Genomic DNA, 18,225 nt, shown 5'->3' on the forward strand with positions numbered 1-18,225 from the left:
TTCGTGAGCGGCCACAATTTTGCCATTATCACGTTTTATCCTGACCAATACCTTTTAATCAATACCTTTAAAACAATACCTTTTAAAGAGCGCCTTTTATCTGATGGCCAATACTTCCTACCTCCTTTACACATGCCTTTTGCACCTTTTTGCACCTTTTTGCAAATTGGGACGGCGTCTCCCCTACTTCTTTTCGAAAAACAGAGTTAAACGAAGACTTAGAATTAAAGCCTGACGCAAAGGCAATCTCAAGTACCGATCGACGTTTTGCCGTGACCGCTAATGATTTTTGCACGTCTTCAATACGTTTGAGGTTTACAAAACGATTGAAGTTCATTCCACCACCTTCGCTAAAGGCAAAAGAAATGTCTTTAATAGACAGACCTGTAAGATCCGAGATATCTTTAACCGACAATCTAGGTTGCTTATAAAGCTCTCTGCTGGAGATTAGCTCCGTTAATTCCACAAACACGGCTTGAAATATCGAATTAGAGCTAAGCGAAACATAGTTCTCAACATTGCGGTTTTGGATCTGATTCTGGCGCCGGCTTTGGTTTCGATTGACCCCCTGACAGAGTTGCTGATTCCGGCTGTGGTATTGAGGTTGGTGATTACTCATCGTTTGGCCCTGCCATCTTTTTTATGTAGTTAAGGTTGAGTCCCGCATCCCTTATTTTTCTTAATAAACCATGTAAGGCAGATTGGTCTTCTATTTGTCCAATGAGCAACGTGTCGGAGTCTGTGGTAGTAATTTCAAAACCAGCAAACCAGACACTCCACTTTTTATCCAATTGCCCTTTTAGTGATATTACGTAAGCACTTGATGTCTCTTCTTGCATTGCAAAACCTATCTTTTAAAAATTGAGTGAAATTGGTCAATCATTGGTTTTAACTACAATTAGAGGCGTTTACTGATGTATCAGGTGCCAGATAAGTGCAGTTAAAACAAAATTTTCTAGGGGAGTATGTTAAAAATTGCGGCGCTTTAGAGAATCACATCATGATGTGATTTTGATGATAGTTCACATCATTGGCGAAGGTTTTAAATTAAGATCACAAGCCAAAAATCAGGCACAAAAAAAGGGGTTTCCCCCTTTTTAAATTACTTAATGCGTACTGTCTTTTATTCACCGCTTAAAATTGCAAGAACCGTTTCAATAGACTTATCAATCACTAACTCTCGGCTTTCTAAATCAAAATGTGGCACTTGTACATCAACCGGGATCCCTGTTCTTTCATACCATTCGCCATCTGTTGTTAAGTATTTTTCATTAGACAGGTTTATCATAAAACCATTAGGTAGGGTCTTGTCCAAGATATCAGATAATGCCCCCTGCGTAGGCTGACCTACTGTAGCAATATGATCCTGTGCTTTTAACAAAATAACAAACGTTTCTGCGGCACTCACTGTCGATGCGCTGGTTAATATAAACGTCGGTTTAGTATACGTTTGAGCGGCAGGGGTTAAATCATAATTTGATACTGTAGTGACGCCAAACTGATCCGTCACCGACTTTTGTGCGAATGTACCAGCCGATTCAATGAAGTAACTCGCAAATGCCATTGAAATAACATCACGACCACCATTGTTCATTCTCACATCAAGGATAAGTGCATCGGTATCACTCAGGTCTGTCAGAGCCGACTCAATTGCACTTTTTGCAGCGGCAATATCCGCCTCAATGTCTTCTAGATTACCGGTACTGGCGACATCCACCATCGCGCCGATTTCCAAATAACCTACCCCTTCATTTTTGAACCACTTTAGGACGCCGTCAGTTTTGATATCGGACTCATCTTCTGCATAAGTTTCAATAATGGCCTCATACAATTCGATATTGTCACCAATGTACTCGTTGACCGCCGCCGAGTGTTCCGCGGGAATAGGTAAACTCAAATTATTCTGCTCGGCATATTCATTTAACAATTGTTCCCACATCACCGGCTCGTTATTAACTGACGCAACACCAATATCTGGTGAAGTTACTGACACATGTGAATCTTTCAATGCTGCAATAGCATTATATAAGACATCAAAAAGCTCAACATCGCTCGTGTCACTGTCAACTTCCGCCGCCGCAGCGTTGTAAATCGCATTCCAGTCGGTGCCTGTTAATTCAAAACTCACATAATATTCAGCAAATGTTTGAAAAAACAAATCTAAATCTCTAACCACATCACGCTGATAACCCGACTCACCCTGTTGTGCAATAAAGCCATTTTCACAACTACTTGGCATTAAACCGTTTGCCGTTTTAGTATATTCTTTACCCGGAGAATGAAAGTCTTTAGTGCCGTAACCTGCAATTAATTTAAAGTGTTCGCTGTCTGCCGAATATATTACCTCCTCAATATCGGCTTCTGAATCAATAGTGTCTTCATCTTCAACTAAACAGTAGTCAGACGTATAATCAAAAGTCATGAAAATACCATTTTCTATTTTGATGCCTTCACCATAAGCTTCAGCTAACCAAACGCCGTCATATTTAGTAACCAGATCCGCGTTGCTAGAATCGTCGTCGCTATCAAACCATGAACATGCCCCAAGTTGCACCGACAGTGCAATGATACTGACCTTAAATATATCTTTCATAAATGACTCCTATAATTTTAAAATTAAATCTGTAGGCTAAACTTACTTTTCCTATCAATTGGTAAGTACTTACTTGTTCTGTTAGCCAAAAAATTCGTATAAGAATGACTAAAAGATTGATAACTATTATCCTTCCCCAAAAATCTGGGTCATCACATCATGATGTGATTTTGCTAATGAGTTCGGCACTTTCTACTGTGTACCTAGCACTACTGCAGAATTTGCATCTCTGTCGCTTTTTTTACCGCGGCCATTCGACTATTCACGTCCAACTTTGAATAAATATTTTTGCTGTGGGTTCGAAACGTATTTAACGAAACATATAGCGCTTTACAAATTTCTGGACCCGTTTTATCTGACGCAAGATGTTTTAACACCGCAATTTCTTTGCCGCTGAGCATCAGCTTCTTGGCCTGTTGTAAATTGAGCTCCCGCAAAGCTTCCTCACCTAAAATTGTGCCTCGTACGTATTGCAATAATGGTCTGGTAAACTGCTCTGTAATAGATTCTTGATTTAGCAAGCTCTTAAGGGCAGGAAATTGTTTTAGCGTTTGTTTCAGCCCCAACTCTTGAGCCATAACCATTGCTCCAGCGATACTAGTCACGTCGCATTTTGCACCACTATTGAGCTGCAATAACGCGCGGATCAAGACCACTTCTATATACGTTCGGTAACGACCCTGCTGTTTTGTTTCTAATATCAGAGGCTCCAAAACGGACATCAACTGCCTGCGGCTGGTTTGATACAAGGTCCCTTTTACCGCAAGCCAATGAAGCCAAATGACGTAACTCGGCTCATCAACTACGGTAAGCTGATAGTCAAAACTAAAACCTTTATCTTCCGACCACACACTTAAATAAGCGTCATCCTGATCCAATAAAGCAAAACGTGCGCGCCAATATTCAGCGGAATAGGTATCTGGAATAGGATTAGCAATACGGATAGCTTCTGAGCGGGTTAATTGTTCCTGAACCTGGTCCTTGGAATCCGAAAAATAATTAAGCTTTGCCTGTAAAATCGGATATTTGTGAGCCGCTTCACGCAACTGTGACTTAACCCCCAAATTCATCGCATAACGTAAATGCTCCGACGCCTTGGCAAGCTCTCCAGTTTCGTAATCCACCAAGGCTTTAGTTAAAAAAATTTCAGCCCCGCCCTGGGGGGAAGATTTATCAGCGTTTTGTGCTGTTTGTTGTATCGTACTTTGCACAGCTTCCAGCATGGTGCTGTTATAAAATTGAGCCTTTTTGATGTCCCCTTGGTCTAAATAAGCCTGCAACAACATATAATTGGTAGACCATACCGCCCCGGTATTATTGGACGTCTGCATATAACCAATCGCTTTTTTAAGTGATTTAATCGTGGCTTTCATGTCGCCATTCATCCAACTCGCTGTCGAGATCAGCGCATAGGCAGAGCCAACCCATACAATTTCACTGTCGTTTAATTGCTCGGCATTCGATAAAGCCTGTAACGCTTTTTCTGCACTTGGAATAATTTGCTCAAATTGCCCCCTCGCTGCTGAAATGTAAGCATTGCCTAAACCAACTAAGGCTAGGTAAGTTTGAGCTTCACTGTTGTTCGATTCATTCTCGCCAAGCTGTTGAACCCGCTCTAAATAAACCTGCCCCTTTGCTAAGTCAATGGAGAGTAAGTTAAGTCCGAATAATGCATATAAATAGGGAAACTTAGTTAAATAGTCACCGTTTATATTGTTCATCCAGCTAATTAGCAACTCATCAGTTTCACTAAATGAAAGCACCGGCCAGTGCTGGTTGATCAACGACAACGTCGCCATTTCATCACCCGCTTTAAACGCATGTTCAATTGCTTCACGAAAATAGCCGTGACTTTCAAACCACTCAGCAGTTCGACTGTGAATTTCGCTGCCATTTTCAATGTTTGAATGATCTAAAGCCGTTAATATTTCAGAGAACAAATGATGATAACGAAACCATTCACCTTTATTGTCTAGGGGCACAAGGAACAGATTATTCGCAACAAATCTAGCGATGATGTCAGCACTGCCTTCTGTACCAAGTGCATAGTCACATAGTTGTGGAGTAAACCTTTCAAACGCCGTCGTTTTTATTAGAAAGTCCACATGTTGCTGGGACAAGGTTTGCAACACACTTTCAACTAGGTATTCGATAATGAAACGGTTGCTGCCGGAAAAATCGTAAATATCCTGACTAATATTTTTTGAACCGACCAAACTCAATGCCATTAATTGCATACTAGCAATCCAACCTTCTGTTTTTTCTTCAATGCGGGAAAGTAACTTGTCTTCTATTTCACCTTCTACATTTTGGCTAAAAAAACATGCAATCTCATCGTAAGTAAACCGTAATTGCACCGCTCTCACTTCACGATAACTAGTTGAAATACGCAGCTTACCCAACTGTAATTTAGGATCTTCCCTAGTAACTAAAACCAAGCGCACGGTACTCGGTAAATGTTCGATCAGCAGATTGATAAAATGATCGACGTCTGCCGAATCCGCTAAGTGAAAATCATCTAAGATCAGGTTAAATGGCTGTTCATAATCTTCCAGTTCATTGATAAACGTCGTAAAAAACAGGTCAAAGTTTTCTTTGAGCGACTTAGTGCATAAGTTTGAAGACTTGTCTAAGCTCAGGTTAAGCCCAACGTGTAAACAGCCAATTAGGTATCGGGCAAATTGATACAGATCGCTTTCCTGTTGTGTCAACGACAACCAAGCCGTGCGGCAAAGGCTCTGTTCTGTCCATTCCACTAATAATTCGGTTTTACCAAACCCCGCTGGCGCTGAAATTAAAGTCAGTCCCTTGTGGTTACGGACATTAAGCAATTCAACCAAACGACGTCGAGGAATATAATTTTCACTTAAACTTTGTTTATAAAAACGACTTTTGATGAGTTCCATAAATTGCTCCATTTCAAATCACTTACAATAAAAAGTGCACAGCTCTACACCAAATACAAAGAGCTGTAATGAATTAAATTCCACCTATACTTGATAATCACAAAACTCAAGTACAGCTTAGGCTCGGGTTGCTGTAACGTACTGATTATCGTCGGCGCTCTTTATTAGATCGTCCCAAATACAGATTCTGGACTCAGTATTTAGCGATATTGCATAGGATAATTATAAGGAGGTAAAAAAAAGGTAAATTTACACAAACAACGTTTTCATTGTGCAGATGGTCATTATCATTTTTACTCGCAAGCGTAATTGACGTAGTTGAGTTAGTTGAGTTAGTTGAGTTAGTTGAGTTAGTTGACGTAGTAAACAGTGGACGGGTTTAAACGGTCAATATCAACTCGAAAATCAACGATTCAGCCTAACGCAACAAACATCGTACTGATATAGGCCTATATATTATTGCTCAGCTTTAAGTACTTCGAGTTGCTCTATATCAGCATGTGTTATGGCATGTAATGCTGTAGTAATGAGTTGCGGTGACCAATCCCACCATTGTAGTTGCAGCAGTTTCGATATCGTTGCGTCATCAAACCTAGTTTTTATCACTTTCGCCGGATTTCCGGCAACAATAGCATAGGGAGGAACATCTTTACTCACAACACTTTTACTCGCAATGATGGCCCCGTGACCTATAGTCACTCCAGGCATAATTGTGCAGTCGTAGCCCAACCAAACATCATTGCCGATAATTGTATCCCCCTTATAGGGTAAGTCACCCGCTTCAGGCGCCGCCTCTTGCCAACCATTGCCAAAAATATAAAATGGATAGGTTGAGACTCCGCTCATTAGATGGTTGCTACCGTTCATAATGAATGTAGCTTTATGGGCAATTGCACAATATTTGCCAATGATCAATTTGTCGCCAATAAATGGGTAGTGATAAAGTACCTGAGATTCAAAGTCGCGAGCCAGTTCAGGGTCATCTAGGTAGGTATAATCCCCAACAATGATGTTGGGTGACTTTATAATATTTTTTAAAAACGTTACTTGTTCTGCTGCTGGTATTGGCGCTAATTGATTGGGATTAGGACCGACTTCCATGATGAACCTCCGTTAAAACAGTTTTCTGGTATTAATGTAAATTTAACTCCGGTAACAATTTAATATAAAACCTAATAAATTAAGCTACGTATGAGTTAAGCCACTTCGGGTGAGTATTTGGTTTTAAGTTCGCCCAGGTTCCGAATTACGCGTTTTTAAATATTGCGACGGTGTCACTCCAAGCTCCCGTTTAAAAACCAAATTAAACGATGACTTTGAGTTAAAGCCGCAATCCAAAGCGACATCAAGAATCGACATTTGGTTGTGATTTTTTTGCTCAAAACGCTGGGTAAACTCAGTTAACCTAAGTTTATTTATGTAATCGTTAAAACTGGCTGTGCCACCGGTATTGATTGCCCAGGAAATGTCTTTTTCGCCAAGGCCGGTTAGCTCAGACAACATCCTCAAAGTTAACCTAGGGGTTAAAAACCACCGTTGTTCCATAATTTGCTGGTGCAGCTGTTGAAACATGTCCTCTGCGAGTGCATCAGCCACTGGCTGTTCCGCAGGTGCTTGAGCGTCTTGTGGTAGCGAAAAGTCCGAAAATATTTCGGGCAATTGGTTTAATTTGATGACCAAGAAACTGGTGACGATCACCGCAATGCCATTTGAGATAATTTGCGACACTTCATTGATGTCGTTTGGGATCACAGGTTGTAAATTTAACCGAATGAGATCAAATACGATGCTTAAGATCAAAACCACCATAGCGTATTTTACCCAGTTGAGGTTTAGAGATTCAGCAAAAGACGTTTCTGATTGTATTGCCTTATGGTAATTTTTTATCAGCCTTAAAATCACATAACCATAGGCAAGCTGACTTAAGGTGCCAAAAGCAATGACAATTTGTGGTTGGTTCAAAATAAACAAGGCGATAATTGCGGGCAACAGGTGTTTTAAATTTTGCCATTGAAACTTAACAGGCGAAATCAAACCTTTGATAAACCAATAATATCCGGGTCCTAAAATCAAGGTAAATACCGTTGCTATGGCCAATTCTTGATGCAGATTAAATACATTTTGAGTGAGGTCGAGTGTCGTAGCCAATCCAGCGATAAGCAATAGCCATTTAAGCCCAGTGTACCTTGGACGATTGAGTAACAAACAGCCATATACACAGTTAAACACTAACAGCAGCTTAATTATCGAGGCTATAGAAAAGGTATATTCAGGCATCATAAATTTATTCACAAATTCCGTGTGTAAAAAAGAGTTTTATCAACTCAACTGATTCCACCCATTTATCACTGACTAAGATTATCGATTCGAAAAAGACTTTAAACAATTAAAATATGATATTTACCAATTCGGGTTGGAATAGTCTTAAATACAATTCCCCCCCTAAAAAGAAAACAAATATTACGCTGCGCGATCTTGGCTTGGAGCGCGATTATAAAAATCTTTATAGGCTCGACTAAAACTCGAATGGTTTTGAAATCCAACCTCGATGGCAATTTCCAAAATCGACATTTTTGTATCTTGCAGTAATTTCTTAGCTTGTAACATTCGATACTGCTGACAATACTCATATACGCCAGTACCAAATAACTCTTTAAAACCTAGCGATAGTTTATTGCGATTCAAGCCAATTTTTCTACTAATTTCACTTAACGGCGCAGGGTCCGCATAATTGTCCTGTACATCTTCACGAACCTTATTAAGCAACATAATATCGCGATCACTGAGTTTTAATTTACATTGTGAAACTTCATGCTGTTGCGTAATCAAATCAGATGCAAAACACAATAATTCCATGATTTTAATTTTGGCAAAAGTTTCAAACAACTTCCCGCTAAAGGTACTTTTTATTAAAGCCTCAGTTGCATTACTCATCAGTGAATTAAGCGGATGACTGCACGTATAAAAGCCTTCATTTTTGCCTGCTAATATGGCCTGAATTTGATGCGGCAATGATCGCGGATCTAGGCCAAATTGTTGCAGTAAAAACTGTGGCCTAACTATAATATTAACGTAGTTTACATACCCGGGTTGAATGAACTTAACAGCCTTGGTTACGTGGCTTGTGGCACAAACCCCAAACCTTGGGCCTGAATAAGTCATTTGACCGTAACCATCAACTATCGAGATCTGATTACCACATAAGGCAAACTGAAAACCTATCCAGCCTGCTTCTGTAATTCCTTTATCATTAAAAGGATTGGCTAAATGAACATCGATAATTTGCGCAATACAGTCATCACTAATATGTATGTAAGTAAGCCTACCATCTAAGTTGGGAATATCATCATTATCTGGCATGGCCAAAAACTCATCATCATCAAAATGCGTAATGGCTTTTTTTGAGGCGATACTAATCACGTTGTCATTTGAAGTCCAAGGCCCGTTAGGGATATCGAGCGTTGGTGTACAATAATTGGTCATCACAGTAGACTCCTCTAATACTATGCCGCGATTTAAATAGTTTTAGTAAAATTAGTATGGTTGATTTTTGTTCAACATTCCACGATCAATAATGCTAATGCGCACAATAGTGACATCTAGCTAAGGCAACGTGACTCAATGCGCACCCTAGCTATAGCCAATAAGTAATCGTATTCCTTTATATTCAAGAAAACATAAAGGTGAGGGTTATGGACATTAAAGAATACGGTCAATACGATGGTGTTGGGCTAGCTGAGTTGATCCGCAATAAGCAGGTATCCCATAAAGAATTAGCAGATGCAGCAGACCTTGCAATAGCCAAAACGAACCCAGAACTCAACTATCTTGCCCACCACACTAAACAAGAAACAACAAAAGCGATAAGCCTAAGTGATAGTAATACGACATTTTCCGGGGTCCCCATTCTTATCAAAGATACCGAACTAAAAAACCAACCATTTGAGTTGGGCAGTCGATTGGGCCAACACGTCCAAATCACAAAAGACTCGGAGTTCACTAAAAGACTAAAACAATCCGGCGTAACCATAATGGGCATTTCTACTATGCCCGAATGGGGAAGTTCGTCAACAACGGAATCGGTATTATACGGGGCGACAAGAAACCCCTGGGATACGAAGTTAAGTGCCGGTGGTTCCAGTGGCGGAGCGGCTGTCGCTGTGGCTTGTGGAGCGGTGCCGATTGCTCAGGCTAGCGATGCCGGAGGCTCAATTCGGATTCCGGCGGCTTGTTGTGGTGTTGTCGGATTAAAACCGACAAGATCTCGTACACCTAGCCAGCTGTACTTACCTTTTGCGCCTAACGTATCTCATGTTATAACAAGAAGCGTACGAGATACCGCCACTATGCTCGATTGCTTGCATGGCAATGAGCCCGGAGCTTTGTATCAGCTTACTCCACCGACAAGGTCATTTGCGCTAGAAGCAAAAACTAGAGCTAGTCGCTTAACCATCGCCTATACAACAACGAGTCCTTCCGGCTCCAAAGTAAGTAAAGACAATATTCAGGCGGTAGAAAAAGCCGTACATTATTACCAAAACAAAGGATTTAAAGTTGTCGAAAGACAGTTACCTTATGACTGGCAACAATTGTTTGATGCCTTCATCGATCTATGGTCTTTCAAGCATCCCCTTAGCATTCATACTTTTGAAACCATGCTCAATAAAAAATCTAACCCAGATACTCGTGAATATAATAATTTAGCTATATTAGAACATGGTAAAACAATGTCGGTAATGCAGTTTGATAAAAGCTTACAAGCATTACATAAGATTTGTACTGATGTTGGAAACTTCTTTACTCAATACGATGCATTTATTAGTCCAGTGATTACCTGTCAGCCTCCGGCCATTGGCACCTTAAACTCTAACACCAAAACGTTAAGTCTACCTTCTTGGGCGAACCAATCTGTTTCTGAATTTGCACCATTTACTCCAATTTTTAATGTCACCGGCCAGCCCGCGATCTCTTTACCGATACACTATTCGCAAGAAGGTCTTCCCGTTGGCGTACAAATAGCAGGTAAATATTGTGACGAAGCGACCTTACTGCAAATCGCGGGAGAGCTTGAAATTGTTTTTCCGTGGACCAAACATCACCCGAACGTTTCTATTAATTGGTGATAACTGGGTAAAAAGTAATGACGCCATGTAGAGCTTAGTTGCTGCACAACTGCCACTTTAAGATCTGTTTTTGTATACAACCACGGCTATTAAATCGTGGTGTTAGAGTAAAAACCACAGCTCATTTTAAAAGGCAAAAAAAATCATGAAGCAATTTAGTCAACTGAACTTACAAACACCATACTTGTTATTTATTGGTGACACAGATAATTTAACAGCAGCAAAAACTGCATCGGGTATTGTTCAATGGCGTCCAGAACTTGTTGCCGGGCAACTCAGATTTAAAGGTAATCCGCTAGATTTGGGCGTCAAAGACCTAACAATAGAAGAAGCGGTCAACCTTGGGGTCAAAAGCTTAGTGATTGGGGTTGCACCAATTGGCGGTAACATTGACCAACATTGGTTAGATGTACTTCGACAAGCGGCAAACGCGGGTTTAGATATTGTTAGTGGCTTACATATCGCGCTTGAGGATATTCCTCAACTTCAAGAAATTGCGGACTTAAATCAAGTTGCCCTGATTAATGTTCGAACACCACCAAAACGATTACCAATAGCAAATGGTCTAAAACGACCAGGAAAACGTCTTCTTACAGTTGGCACTGACTGCGCGGTAGGCAAAAAATATACAGCTCTATCACTTGTACAGTCAATGAAAAAGCAGTCAATTAAAGCCAAATTCTGTGCAACTGGGCAAACTGGGATCATGTTAGAAGGCAATGGTATTCCAATTGATGCCGTAGTCGCCGACTTCGTTTCTGGTGCCGCCGAATGTGTTTCGCCAGCAACTTCTGACGACCTTTGGTCAGTAATTGAAGGACAAGGTTCACTTTATCACCCGGCATATGCTGCTGTCAGTTTAGGTTTATTACATGGTTCTCAACCGGATGCAATTGTGGTTTGCCATGATGCAACCCGCACAACTATTGCGGGTTTTGACGACTATCCAGTGCCAAACATTGCAGAGTGTATCTCTGAAAACCTGCGGGCGGCTCGACTTACAAATCCAAATGTCGTATGCATTGGTGTGAGTATAAATACTTCAGGTCTGCCAAAAACCAACAGAGTCCAGTATTTGCAAGATGTCAGTGCCATTTTAGAATTACCCTGCGTTGACCCATTGATTGATGGCTGTGATGCAATTACCCAAAATTTAATCAACCATTTTGACTAATCAATTTTTAAGGAAATTGCCATGCGACACCTCACAGTAGAAATTCAATCTTGGCCCTATGCAAAACCTTTTGCCATTACAGGACATACGTTTCATGCTTCTAGCGTTATTTATTTAACCATTAGAGACGAATCAACGGGTCAATCAATCTTAGGCCGCGGCGAAGGATGCGGCGTCTTTTATCAAGGCGAAACCGCAGAGTCCATGCTTGCCCAGGTAAACAGTATTAAAGAGCAGATTGAAGCTGGATGTACACGAGCAGAATTATTAACCTTATTGCCATCGGGCGGTGCAAGAAATGCCGTCGATTGTGCACTATGGGATTTAGAGTCTAAGCTAGCGGGTGAAACCATTTGGCAAATCTCTAATGTCCCGCAACGAGAAGTGAATACGGTTTATACCGTAAGTATCGACAGCGCAGAAAATATGGCTCAACAGGCTAAGTCTTTAGATTCACAATACTTAAAAGTGAAACTTGATGACATCGAGCCGTTACAAAAAATAACTGCAGTGCGAAAAGCCAGGCCTGATGCCGTTATTGTGGTTGATGTTAATCAAGGTTGGTCATTTGAACAACTTGTTGACCTCGCCCCTAAATTTAAAGAATTAAATGTCGTTATGATTGAACAACCGCTACCACGAGGTTACGATCATGAATTATTGGACTACGAATCACCTATTCCACTCTGTGCCGATGAGTCATGTCTAGACTCAAGTGAACTTGATGACGCCGCAAAAAAGTACACTATGATCAACATAAAACTAGACAAAACCGGTGGCCTTACTGAAGCTCTTCATCTTGTTAAACAAGCAAAACGTAAGGGATTAAAATTAATGGTGGGGAATTTTATGGGAACTTCGTTGAGTATGGCGCCGGCTTTTGTTGTCGCGCAGTTTTGTGAACTTGCCGATCTGGATGGCCCAATAATTTTAAAACAGGACCGTGATTTTGGACTGTCTTACTATAAAGGATTAGTGGAGGGCCTAACGCCAAAACTCTGGGGCTAATATCATCTACTGAAATCAAACAAGTGCAATGTGCTTCCGAATAAATGAGTGGTATTAGAAACAATGCACTTGTTTCTAATACCACTCTGTTGTTAATCCAATTTGATTTGAACGAGGCGATCTAACTTCTCGTAAGATACAACAAAGTGGTTTTTGCCTAATCTGAGTCGTTTAATTTTTGCTGGATTTTCAGGTAGCGACATTTTAATCTTTTGCGCTTTTTTAGCTAAAACCCGTTTCGCATTGCCTAAATACACCGATAAATAACGCTCACTTTCTTTTAAGATCAAATCGTCTTTACCATCATGATTAATATCGGCCACCTCGAGAAAAGTTCCAAATGCTACATTTTTGACATCCACTAAAAATTGCGTTTCTTTTTCAGCCTTGACTTTAGTCGTAAAGTTCATGCCTTCACGCTGTAAATGAACTCGAATATCGACTTCAAAGCCCCCACCAAACAGGGCTGACATAACTGACCCTGCACCAATTTCGCCAGACACATAATATAAATCTTTACGGCCATCGCCGTTAAAATCAGCAAAGCCATAATCTAGCATCTCACCACCGAGTTTGATTTCGTCACTATTCGTTTTTGCATAGAACAACTCGGATTGCTTTAATGCGCCAAACAATACAATTATCGATTGTTCTTCATTGCCTACATCATTATCCGTACCGTCAAAATAACGCTTATCTATAATCAAGTCGACAATGCCATCATTGTTCAAATCTTGTACATCTAACAGCTTATAAGTGGTGCCGTTTGCCTTGTTTTGCTCTTCAGCATGCTCAGATTTAAGAGCAAATGGCAGTCTCACTTCAATGGGCTTAACTCCCTTTTTGCCACTCGCCCCAGCTTGACTTGCATACAGCCCCGCTGAAATGGCTTCAATAATCAAAATTTGATCATCAAATACTACGACAAGATCCACTAGCTCATTACCTATCACCTGAGCTTGTATAACTTGTTTAGGAACTTCAATGAACAAGCTCGCGCGGTCAAATTCGTCAACGTAATATTCAGTAGGCAGAGAAAAATCGAGTACCTGTTGCTTAAAACTACCATTGATTTTCTGGGTCCAAATCGAGGTAGATTCAAAATTTGGGATCACAAAGTCCGTCAATCCGTCATTATTGACGTCTAGCGCATGGGGCAACAACCGAAACGCAGAATCATCAATGCTGCGATAAATTGACGCGGTTCTGATGAGCTCAACGACCTCTGTTCCGACTATGGTATAGACGCCATTGTGACCAAATAAAACGGGCCGTTCAATCGCGTTTTGAGTTAACGTACTCGATTCAACTAACATCGCGGTAGCAAAACCTTGGTACAGATTATTGTCTAAATAAAATGGGCTTCTAGTGCTGAGTTCGCCATTTCCTTTTCTATCCATAATTTTCAAATATGGTTTATTTTGAACCAACCCACCAAATAAGAGCGCTTCGCCATTTTGATAGAATGTCACGTCGGACACTTCAAAATTCAGTTTGTGATTATGGGCCATCGCTGGCAGTAGCAAAACCCAATGAACCATTAGTATGATGGCAGTGAATAAACAAGTTTTCATAATGTTTCCTACTTAAGTCTTCTAACTATCTTTTTCCAATTTTTAATAATAAAAACAATGTATTTAACGCTAAATTTTCGAATAAAACTTGTACTCGAATTGCATTGTTTACTGAGCTTTTGGGCCGATTTTAGGTTTGAACTCAAGCTATCCGATAGATTGCCTTTTAACAAATTGATGGGACTAATATTGAACGACGAATAATTTAAAATAAACGCCACAAAAAACAGCGCTAACGTGCCTTCGAGCAAACTAGATACAAACTGAGTAACACTAAAATAAAACGGCTCACCTAGGCTATATATGTATAACAAATAAACCGCTAAATAAGCACCGAGTAATGCTCCAAACGAAGTGATAAACGACGTGAATAGCCATTCGATACTGGTCATTTTGTAACACTGAAGTTTTGACAGACCAAAGCTCAACATTAAGCCATTTCTCATTTTGTCACAGTCGACATAAGCGTTGATCCCAGTCCACACCACCAGCGTGCTGAGCATGACTAAAAAACCAGAATAAAATAAAACGATGACCTCTAATGCCTGTAAAAAACTTTGTATTTTCTCTGCGATGAGTTCGGTTGGTTGCATTTGAATAAGCGGAAATCGCCGCCAAAAATGAGCTAGTTCGGCCTGGGCTTCTTTAGACAAAGAAGTACTCGCCACAAATAACGTTTTATCATTGCTAAACGCCTGAGTCTTTTGTTGTAAAGGGTGAACAAACCAAAAGCTTAGCAGACTCTTTCCGGGAATATGTCGATGTTCTGACGTTATATAGTACTGCCGAGTTGCGCCATTGATTTGAAATGTTAAACGGTCACCGATGGACAATTCAAGGTCGGTCATAACCTCGTCAACAACGGAAATAGGCGCTGCACTCTGTAGCACTTTTTCGGCGGCTTGATTGCCCTGGGTTTGTTGCTTGTTTGGGCTCCGCGTTGTTTGCCATGCCCCAGCAATATCCTGAAGCCAATGAAGACGAATCGCCTTTTGTACTTTGCTCAAGCTTTCATTCGGTTTAAGTGAATAATGTCCTAAGGGTTGACCATTGATGCCGATTAGATTCCCAAAAACAAAAGGCTTTGACTGTAATAAACTTGAGTCTGTTTGTTCAAGCCATTGGTTAAAACTGTTCATTTCCTGCGGCGTTGCCTGCTCGACAAGCAAGTTACCATCTTGCTTAAAACTTAATGTGTGAAATTGTTTTGAATAGTTTTCGGTTAAAATAGAGATAAACGAAATAACAAAAATGCACAGCCCAATACCAACAATTTGTGCAATTTTTGTATTTATACGCTGCAACATCACATTAACTATGATTGCAGTAAAACCCGATCGTTTTGCCAACAGCCGACAGGTTAAATGCAAAGTCAACAATGTAAACAAATAGATAGCAGCGGCCGCTAGGGCAAACCCGAGATACAAATAAGTAGTTAAAACTGCATTGTCGCTATAGGTGTAGGTAATGACGCAAAAACTGATCAAAATGCTCAACAATCGAATGCTAAGGTTAGGTTTCGAGTTTGAATTGGCCACCAATAGCGCTTTTACATTTAACTGCAATAAGTTCCAAAGAACAGGCAGTAAACTAGCAAAATAGATAATCAGTAACAGACATATCCGCTGTAGAATATCGACCAAAGACCAACTGAACTTTAAGTTTGGCAGTACTTCATGAGCGACGAAAAACAATCCAGACAGGCTAAAAGTCACGATAATAATCGCTAAAACTATCACGACAATAAACTGCAACATTGCAGCAGAAAACCAAATGAGTACGGCTTTAGATTTGGTTAAACCTGTACTCATAGCCACAGTAAAAAACTGAGTTTGCCTATTGCTCATTGTGTTGCCCGCTAGGTCAAATGCGATAGCCGCCAACAGAAGTAACACGATGGATATAAGACCGATAAAGTTGAAAATACGTTGTTGCAAATTAGAAAGTGGATGTTTACCTGAATAAACCGATATAAACTTGGCATCCTGCTGAGCTTCGCTTACCCATTGGGCTTTCTGCGTCTCTTGTAAAGCAAACCATTGTTGTTGAGTTTGTTGCAATAAAAAACGATGTGTTTGTCTCGATTCACTCGTATATTTATGGCTCAAGTCTGCACGATTTAACAAGCCATTAGGTTTAAAATTACCAAAAGATAATAGCCGATCGGGTTCATTGACCAGCACCGCCGTCAACCGTAACTGACGGTCATGGACTTGAACCATGTCGCCAATGTGATAATTGAGCTTTACGATGGCTCGTTCGCTTAACCAGATCTCGCCTTTTTTGGGGCCTGACAACACGGACTCTATCTGGCCGCCAAGCTTTTGAGAAACCTCTATCTCGCCGTTGAGTGGATAGGTACTATTTACTGCTTTCAATAATATTTCAGACCACTTAGTGTCGTTACTCATGACCAGCTCAACAATTAGTATGTCTGTTTGCCTATCAGAGTATTGCGCTAAGAAAGTGGCAAAAGTAGGTGCGATAGGCGTTTTGACTTCTACTACTGTGTCGGCACCTAACATAGTTGCAAGGTCGTTATTTAAATACTTTTGCAAAGCGCCCTGACCCCCACTGACAAATAGAATATAAATGGCTAATGCAAGGTGAGTCAGCGCCCAGAGTCGATGATTAAGAGTTTTAATATTAGAGCGCAGTATTCGGTAGGCTAATATAAAAATATTCATTAGGCTTGCATCAACTTACGATCAATGAAGGTTAATTGTTGGTCGGCACTCTTCGCTAGCTGTTCGTTATGCGTCACTAAAATTGTCGTGGTATCCACACTTTTACAGAAGTCGTACAATAACGCTTGAATATAGGCGCCAGTGCTCGAATCTAACGAGCCTGTTGGCTCATCGGCAAAAATAATTTTGGGCTCAGTGACAAAAGCTCTTGCAATGGCAACCCGCTGTTGCTCGCCCCCACTGAGCTGATGTATCGGCCGATTGCAAGCGGCGGTTAGATTGATTTTATCTAACCAGAATTTGGCTTTGTCAATTGCCCTTTTATCCCCCCTAAGTAACAAAGGAAACGCAATGTTTTGCACGGTATTAAGCTCTGGCAACAAATGAAATTGTTGAAATATTAAACTCATGCATTTTTTAAGATCGCGCCGATAAATACGACGATTGGTACTGGTATCTATGTATTTAATTTGGCCAGATTCAGGGGCATCTAACCCAGCTAAAAACGTAAGCAACGTAGATTTACCGCAGCCTGACATGCCCGTAATCGCGGTTAGCTTTTTTGCTTCAAATAGTGCGTTGACGTTATTTAACAGCTTAATCGATTGCGATCCGTCATCAAATCCATGACTAAGCTCGCTAACTTTGATTTCTATACTCATTTATTTTCCTACCAACCGCCTGAACATGGCTGTCATCACTGACTTAAGTCATGGCATTAAAGCATTTAACTGTTCTGACGATTTAGCGCCGGTTCAATTTATTATCGTAATGACATTAAAATAAACCGGGCAAGGTAAAATATAGGTAAAATAAAGGGTAAAGAGGTGAACTTAGTTTTTTGATTCTAACAGTAAGGCTGGTTTTTCTTGCCATTTAACATGGCTCAAATAAATGTCGAACGCACCGCGAGGTCATAAGTCAATAAAGCCAATACGATTGTTATCAATGACACACTGCCATTTTAATCCCCAGTAAATGGGGAGTTAGGCAAAGGCGATTTGCAACCACACCACCAGTGGTAAATGTATGAGATAAAACCAATATGAAGCATCGGCAAAATATCTGACTATGATTTTAGTTTTAGTTTTGGAATTGAATTTGACTTCTGTTGTGGCAGTTTCAGGCTGCAATCGTCGACACAAACCAATACAAATAAG

Annotated in this window: 13 protein-coding genes; 3 read left to right on the forward strand and 10 right to left on the reverse strand. The window is 40.5% G+C overall.

What is annotated here, in order from left to right:
* Positions 1-82 precede the first annotated feature (82 nt).
* The 7 genes from KO525_RS10915 to KO525_RS10945 all read right to left on the reverse strand — a co-directional run bounded on the left by KO525_RS10915 (position 83) and on the right by KO525_RS10945 (position 8,982).
* The gene (locus tag KO525_RS10915; protein WP_215963835.1) at positions 83-619 is read right to left on the reverse strand and encodes an AraC family transcriptional regulator; all 537 of its coding nucleotides are present in this window, start codon (positions 617-619) and stop codon (positions 83-85) included.
* Positions 612-839, reverse strand: coding sequence for a hypothetical protein (locus KO525_RS10920; RefSeq protein ID WP_215963836.1), 228 nt, complete (start codon positions 837-839; stop codon positions 612-614). Before KO525_RS10920 ends, KO525_RS10915 begins: the two co-directional genes overlap by 8 nt.
* A 284-nt stretch (positions 840-1,123) precedes the next feature.
* A complete protein-coding gene (locus KO525_RS10925; RefSeq protein ID WP_215963837.1) occupies positions 1,124-2,593 on the reverse strand; it encodes a S41 family peptidase in 1,470 nt (489 codons plus the stop codon).
* Positions 2,594-2,802: 209 nt separating this feature from the next.
* Positions 2,803-5,499, reverse strand: coding sequence for a LuxR C-terminal-related transcriptional regulator (locus tag KO525_RS10930; protein WP_215963838.1), 2,697 nt, complete (start codon positions 5,497-5,499; stop codon positions 2,803-2,805).
* Positions 5,500-5,955: 456 nt separating this feature from the next.
* Complete coding sequence (locus KO525_RS10935) at positions 5,956-6,600, reverse strand: Vat family streptogramin A O-acetyltransferase (protein WP_215963839.1); 645 nt, start codon at positions 6,598-6,600, stop codon at positions 5,956-5,958.
* A 123-nt stretch (positions 6,601-6,723) separates the two neighbouring features.
* Positions 6,724-7,791: an AraC family transcriptional regulator gene (locus tag KO525_RS19995; RefSeq protein ID WP_215963840.1), complete on the reverse strand. Its 1,068-nt coding sequence runs from the start codon at positions 7,789-7,791 to the stop codon at positions 6,724-6,726.
* A gap of 168 nt (positions 7,792-7,959) precedes the next feature.
* Positions 7,960-8,982, reverse strand: a complete 1,023-nt coding sequence (locus KO525_RS10945) for an AraC family transcriptional regulator (protein ID WP_252736674.1) — start codon at positions 8,980-8,982, stop codon at positions 7,960-7,962.
* 209 nt (positions 8,983-9,191) lie between these two features.
* Here KO525_RS10945 and KO525_RS10950 point away from each other — a divergent pair, with 209 nt between their 5' ends.
* From KO525_RS10950 to dgcA, 3 genes are all read left to right on the forward strand, one after another.
* Complete coding sequence (locus KO525_RS10950) at positions 9,192-10,622, forward strand: amidase (RefSeq protein ID WP_215963842.1); 1,431 nt, start codon at positions 9,192-9,194, stop codon at positions 10,620-10,622.
* Positions 10,623-10,767: 145 nt separating this feature from the next.
* Positions 10,768-11,796, forward strand: coding sequence for a DUF1611 domain-containing protein (locus KO525_RS10955; protein ID WP_252736672.1), 1,029 nt, complete (start codon positions 10,768-10,770; stop codon positions 11,794-11,796).
* 21 nt (positions 11,797-11,817) lie between these two features.
* Entirely contained in the window at positions 11,818-12,804 is a 987-nt protein-coding gene (dgcA, locus tag KO525_RS10960) for an N-acetyl-D-Glu racemase DgcA (protein ID WP_215963843.1), read from the forward strand.
* Between the two features lie 92 nt (positions 12,805-12,896).
* Here the strand turns inward: dgcA and KO525_RS10965 are convergent, their stop codons facing one another.
* From KO525_RS10965 to KO525_RS10975, 3 genes are read right to left on the reverse strand one after another with little or no spacing between them, the layout of a single operon-like run.
* On the reverse strand, positions 12,897-14,378 hold the full coding sequence (locus KO525_RS10965) for a VCBS repeat-containing protein (RefSeq protein ID WP_215963844.1): 1,482 nt from the start codon (positions 14,376-14,378) through the stop codon (positions 12,897-12,899).
* An 8-nt stretch (positions 14,379-14,386) separates the two neighbouring features.
* Entirely contained in the window at positions 14,387-17,065 is a 2,679-nt protein-coding gene (locus tag KO525_RS10970) for an ABC transporter permease (protein ID WP_215963845.1), read from the reverse strand.
* Positions 17,065-17,727, reverse strand: coding sequence for an ABC transporter ATP-binding protein (locus tag KO525_RS10975; RefSeq protein WP_215963846.1), 663 nt, complete (start codon positions 17,725-17,727; stop codon positions 17,065-17,067). Before KO525_RS10975 ends, KO525_RS10970 begins: the two co-directional genes overlap by 1 nt.
* Between the last annotated feature and the right edge of the window lie 498 nt (positions 17,728-18,225).

Source organism: Psychrosphaera sp. B3R10 (assembly GCF_018861025.1).
GTDB classification, from domain to species: Bacteria; Pseudomonadota; Gammaproteobacteria; order Enterobacterales; family Alteromonadaceae; genus Psychrosphaera; species Psychrosphaera algicola.

What these genes read in the sequence shown, in the direction of transcription:
- KO525_RS10915 (WP_215963835.1), bottom strand. Translation starts at nt 619, where the DNA reads ATGAGTAATCACCAACCTCAATACCACAGCCGGAATCAGCAACTCTGT.
- KO525_RS10920 (WP_215963836.1), bottom strand. Translation starts at nt 839, where the DNA reads ATGCAAGAAGAGACATCAAGTGCTTACGTAATATCACTAAAAGGGCAA.
- KO525_RS10925 (WP_215963837.1), bottom strand. Translation starts at nt 2,593, where the DNA reads ATGAAAGATATATTTAAGGTCAGTATCATTGCACTGTCGGTGCAACTT.
- KO525_RS10930 (WP_215963838.1), bottom strand. Translation starts at nt 5,499, where the DNA reads ATGGAACTCATCAAAAGTCGTTTTTATAAACAAAGTTTAAGTGAAAAT.
- KO525_RS10935 (WP_215963839.1), bottom strand. Translation starts at nt 6,600, where the DNA reads ATGGAAGTCGGTCCTAATCCCAATCAATTAGCGCCAATACCAGCAGCA.
- KO525_RS10945 (WP_252736674.1), bottom strand. Translation starts at nt 8,982, where the DNA reads ATGACCAATTATTGTACACCAACGCTCGATATCCCTAACGGGCCTTGG.
- KO525_RS10950 (WP_215963842.1), top strand. Translation starts at nt 9,192, where the DNA reads ATGGACATTAAAGAATACGGTCAATACGATGGTGTTGGGCTAGCTGAG.
- KO525_RS10955 (WP_252736672.1), top strand. Translation starts at nt 10,768, where the DNA reads ATGAAGCAATTTAGTCAACTGAACTTACAAACACCATACTTGTTATTT.
- dgcA (WP_215963843.1), top strand. Translation starts at nt 11,818, where the DNA reads ATGCGACACCTCACAGTAGAAATTCAATCTTGGCCCTATGCAAAACCT.
- KO525_RS10965 (WP_215963844.1), bottom strand. Translation starts at nt 14,378, where the DNA reads ATGAAAACTTGTTTATTCACTGCCATCATACTAATGGTTCATTGGGTT.
- KO525_RS10970 (WP_215963845.1), bottom strand. Translation starts at nt 17,065, where the DNA reads ATGAATATTTTTATATTAGCCTACCGAATACTGCGCTCTAATATTAAA.
- KO525_RS10975 (WP_215963846.1), bottom strand. Translation starts at nt 17,727, where the DNA reads ATGAGTATAGAAATCAAAGTTAGCGAGCTTAGTCATGGATTTGATGAC.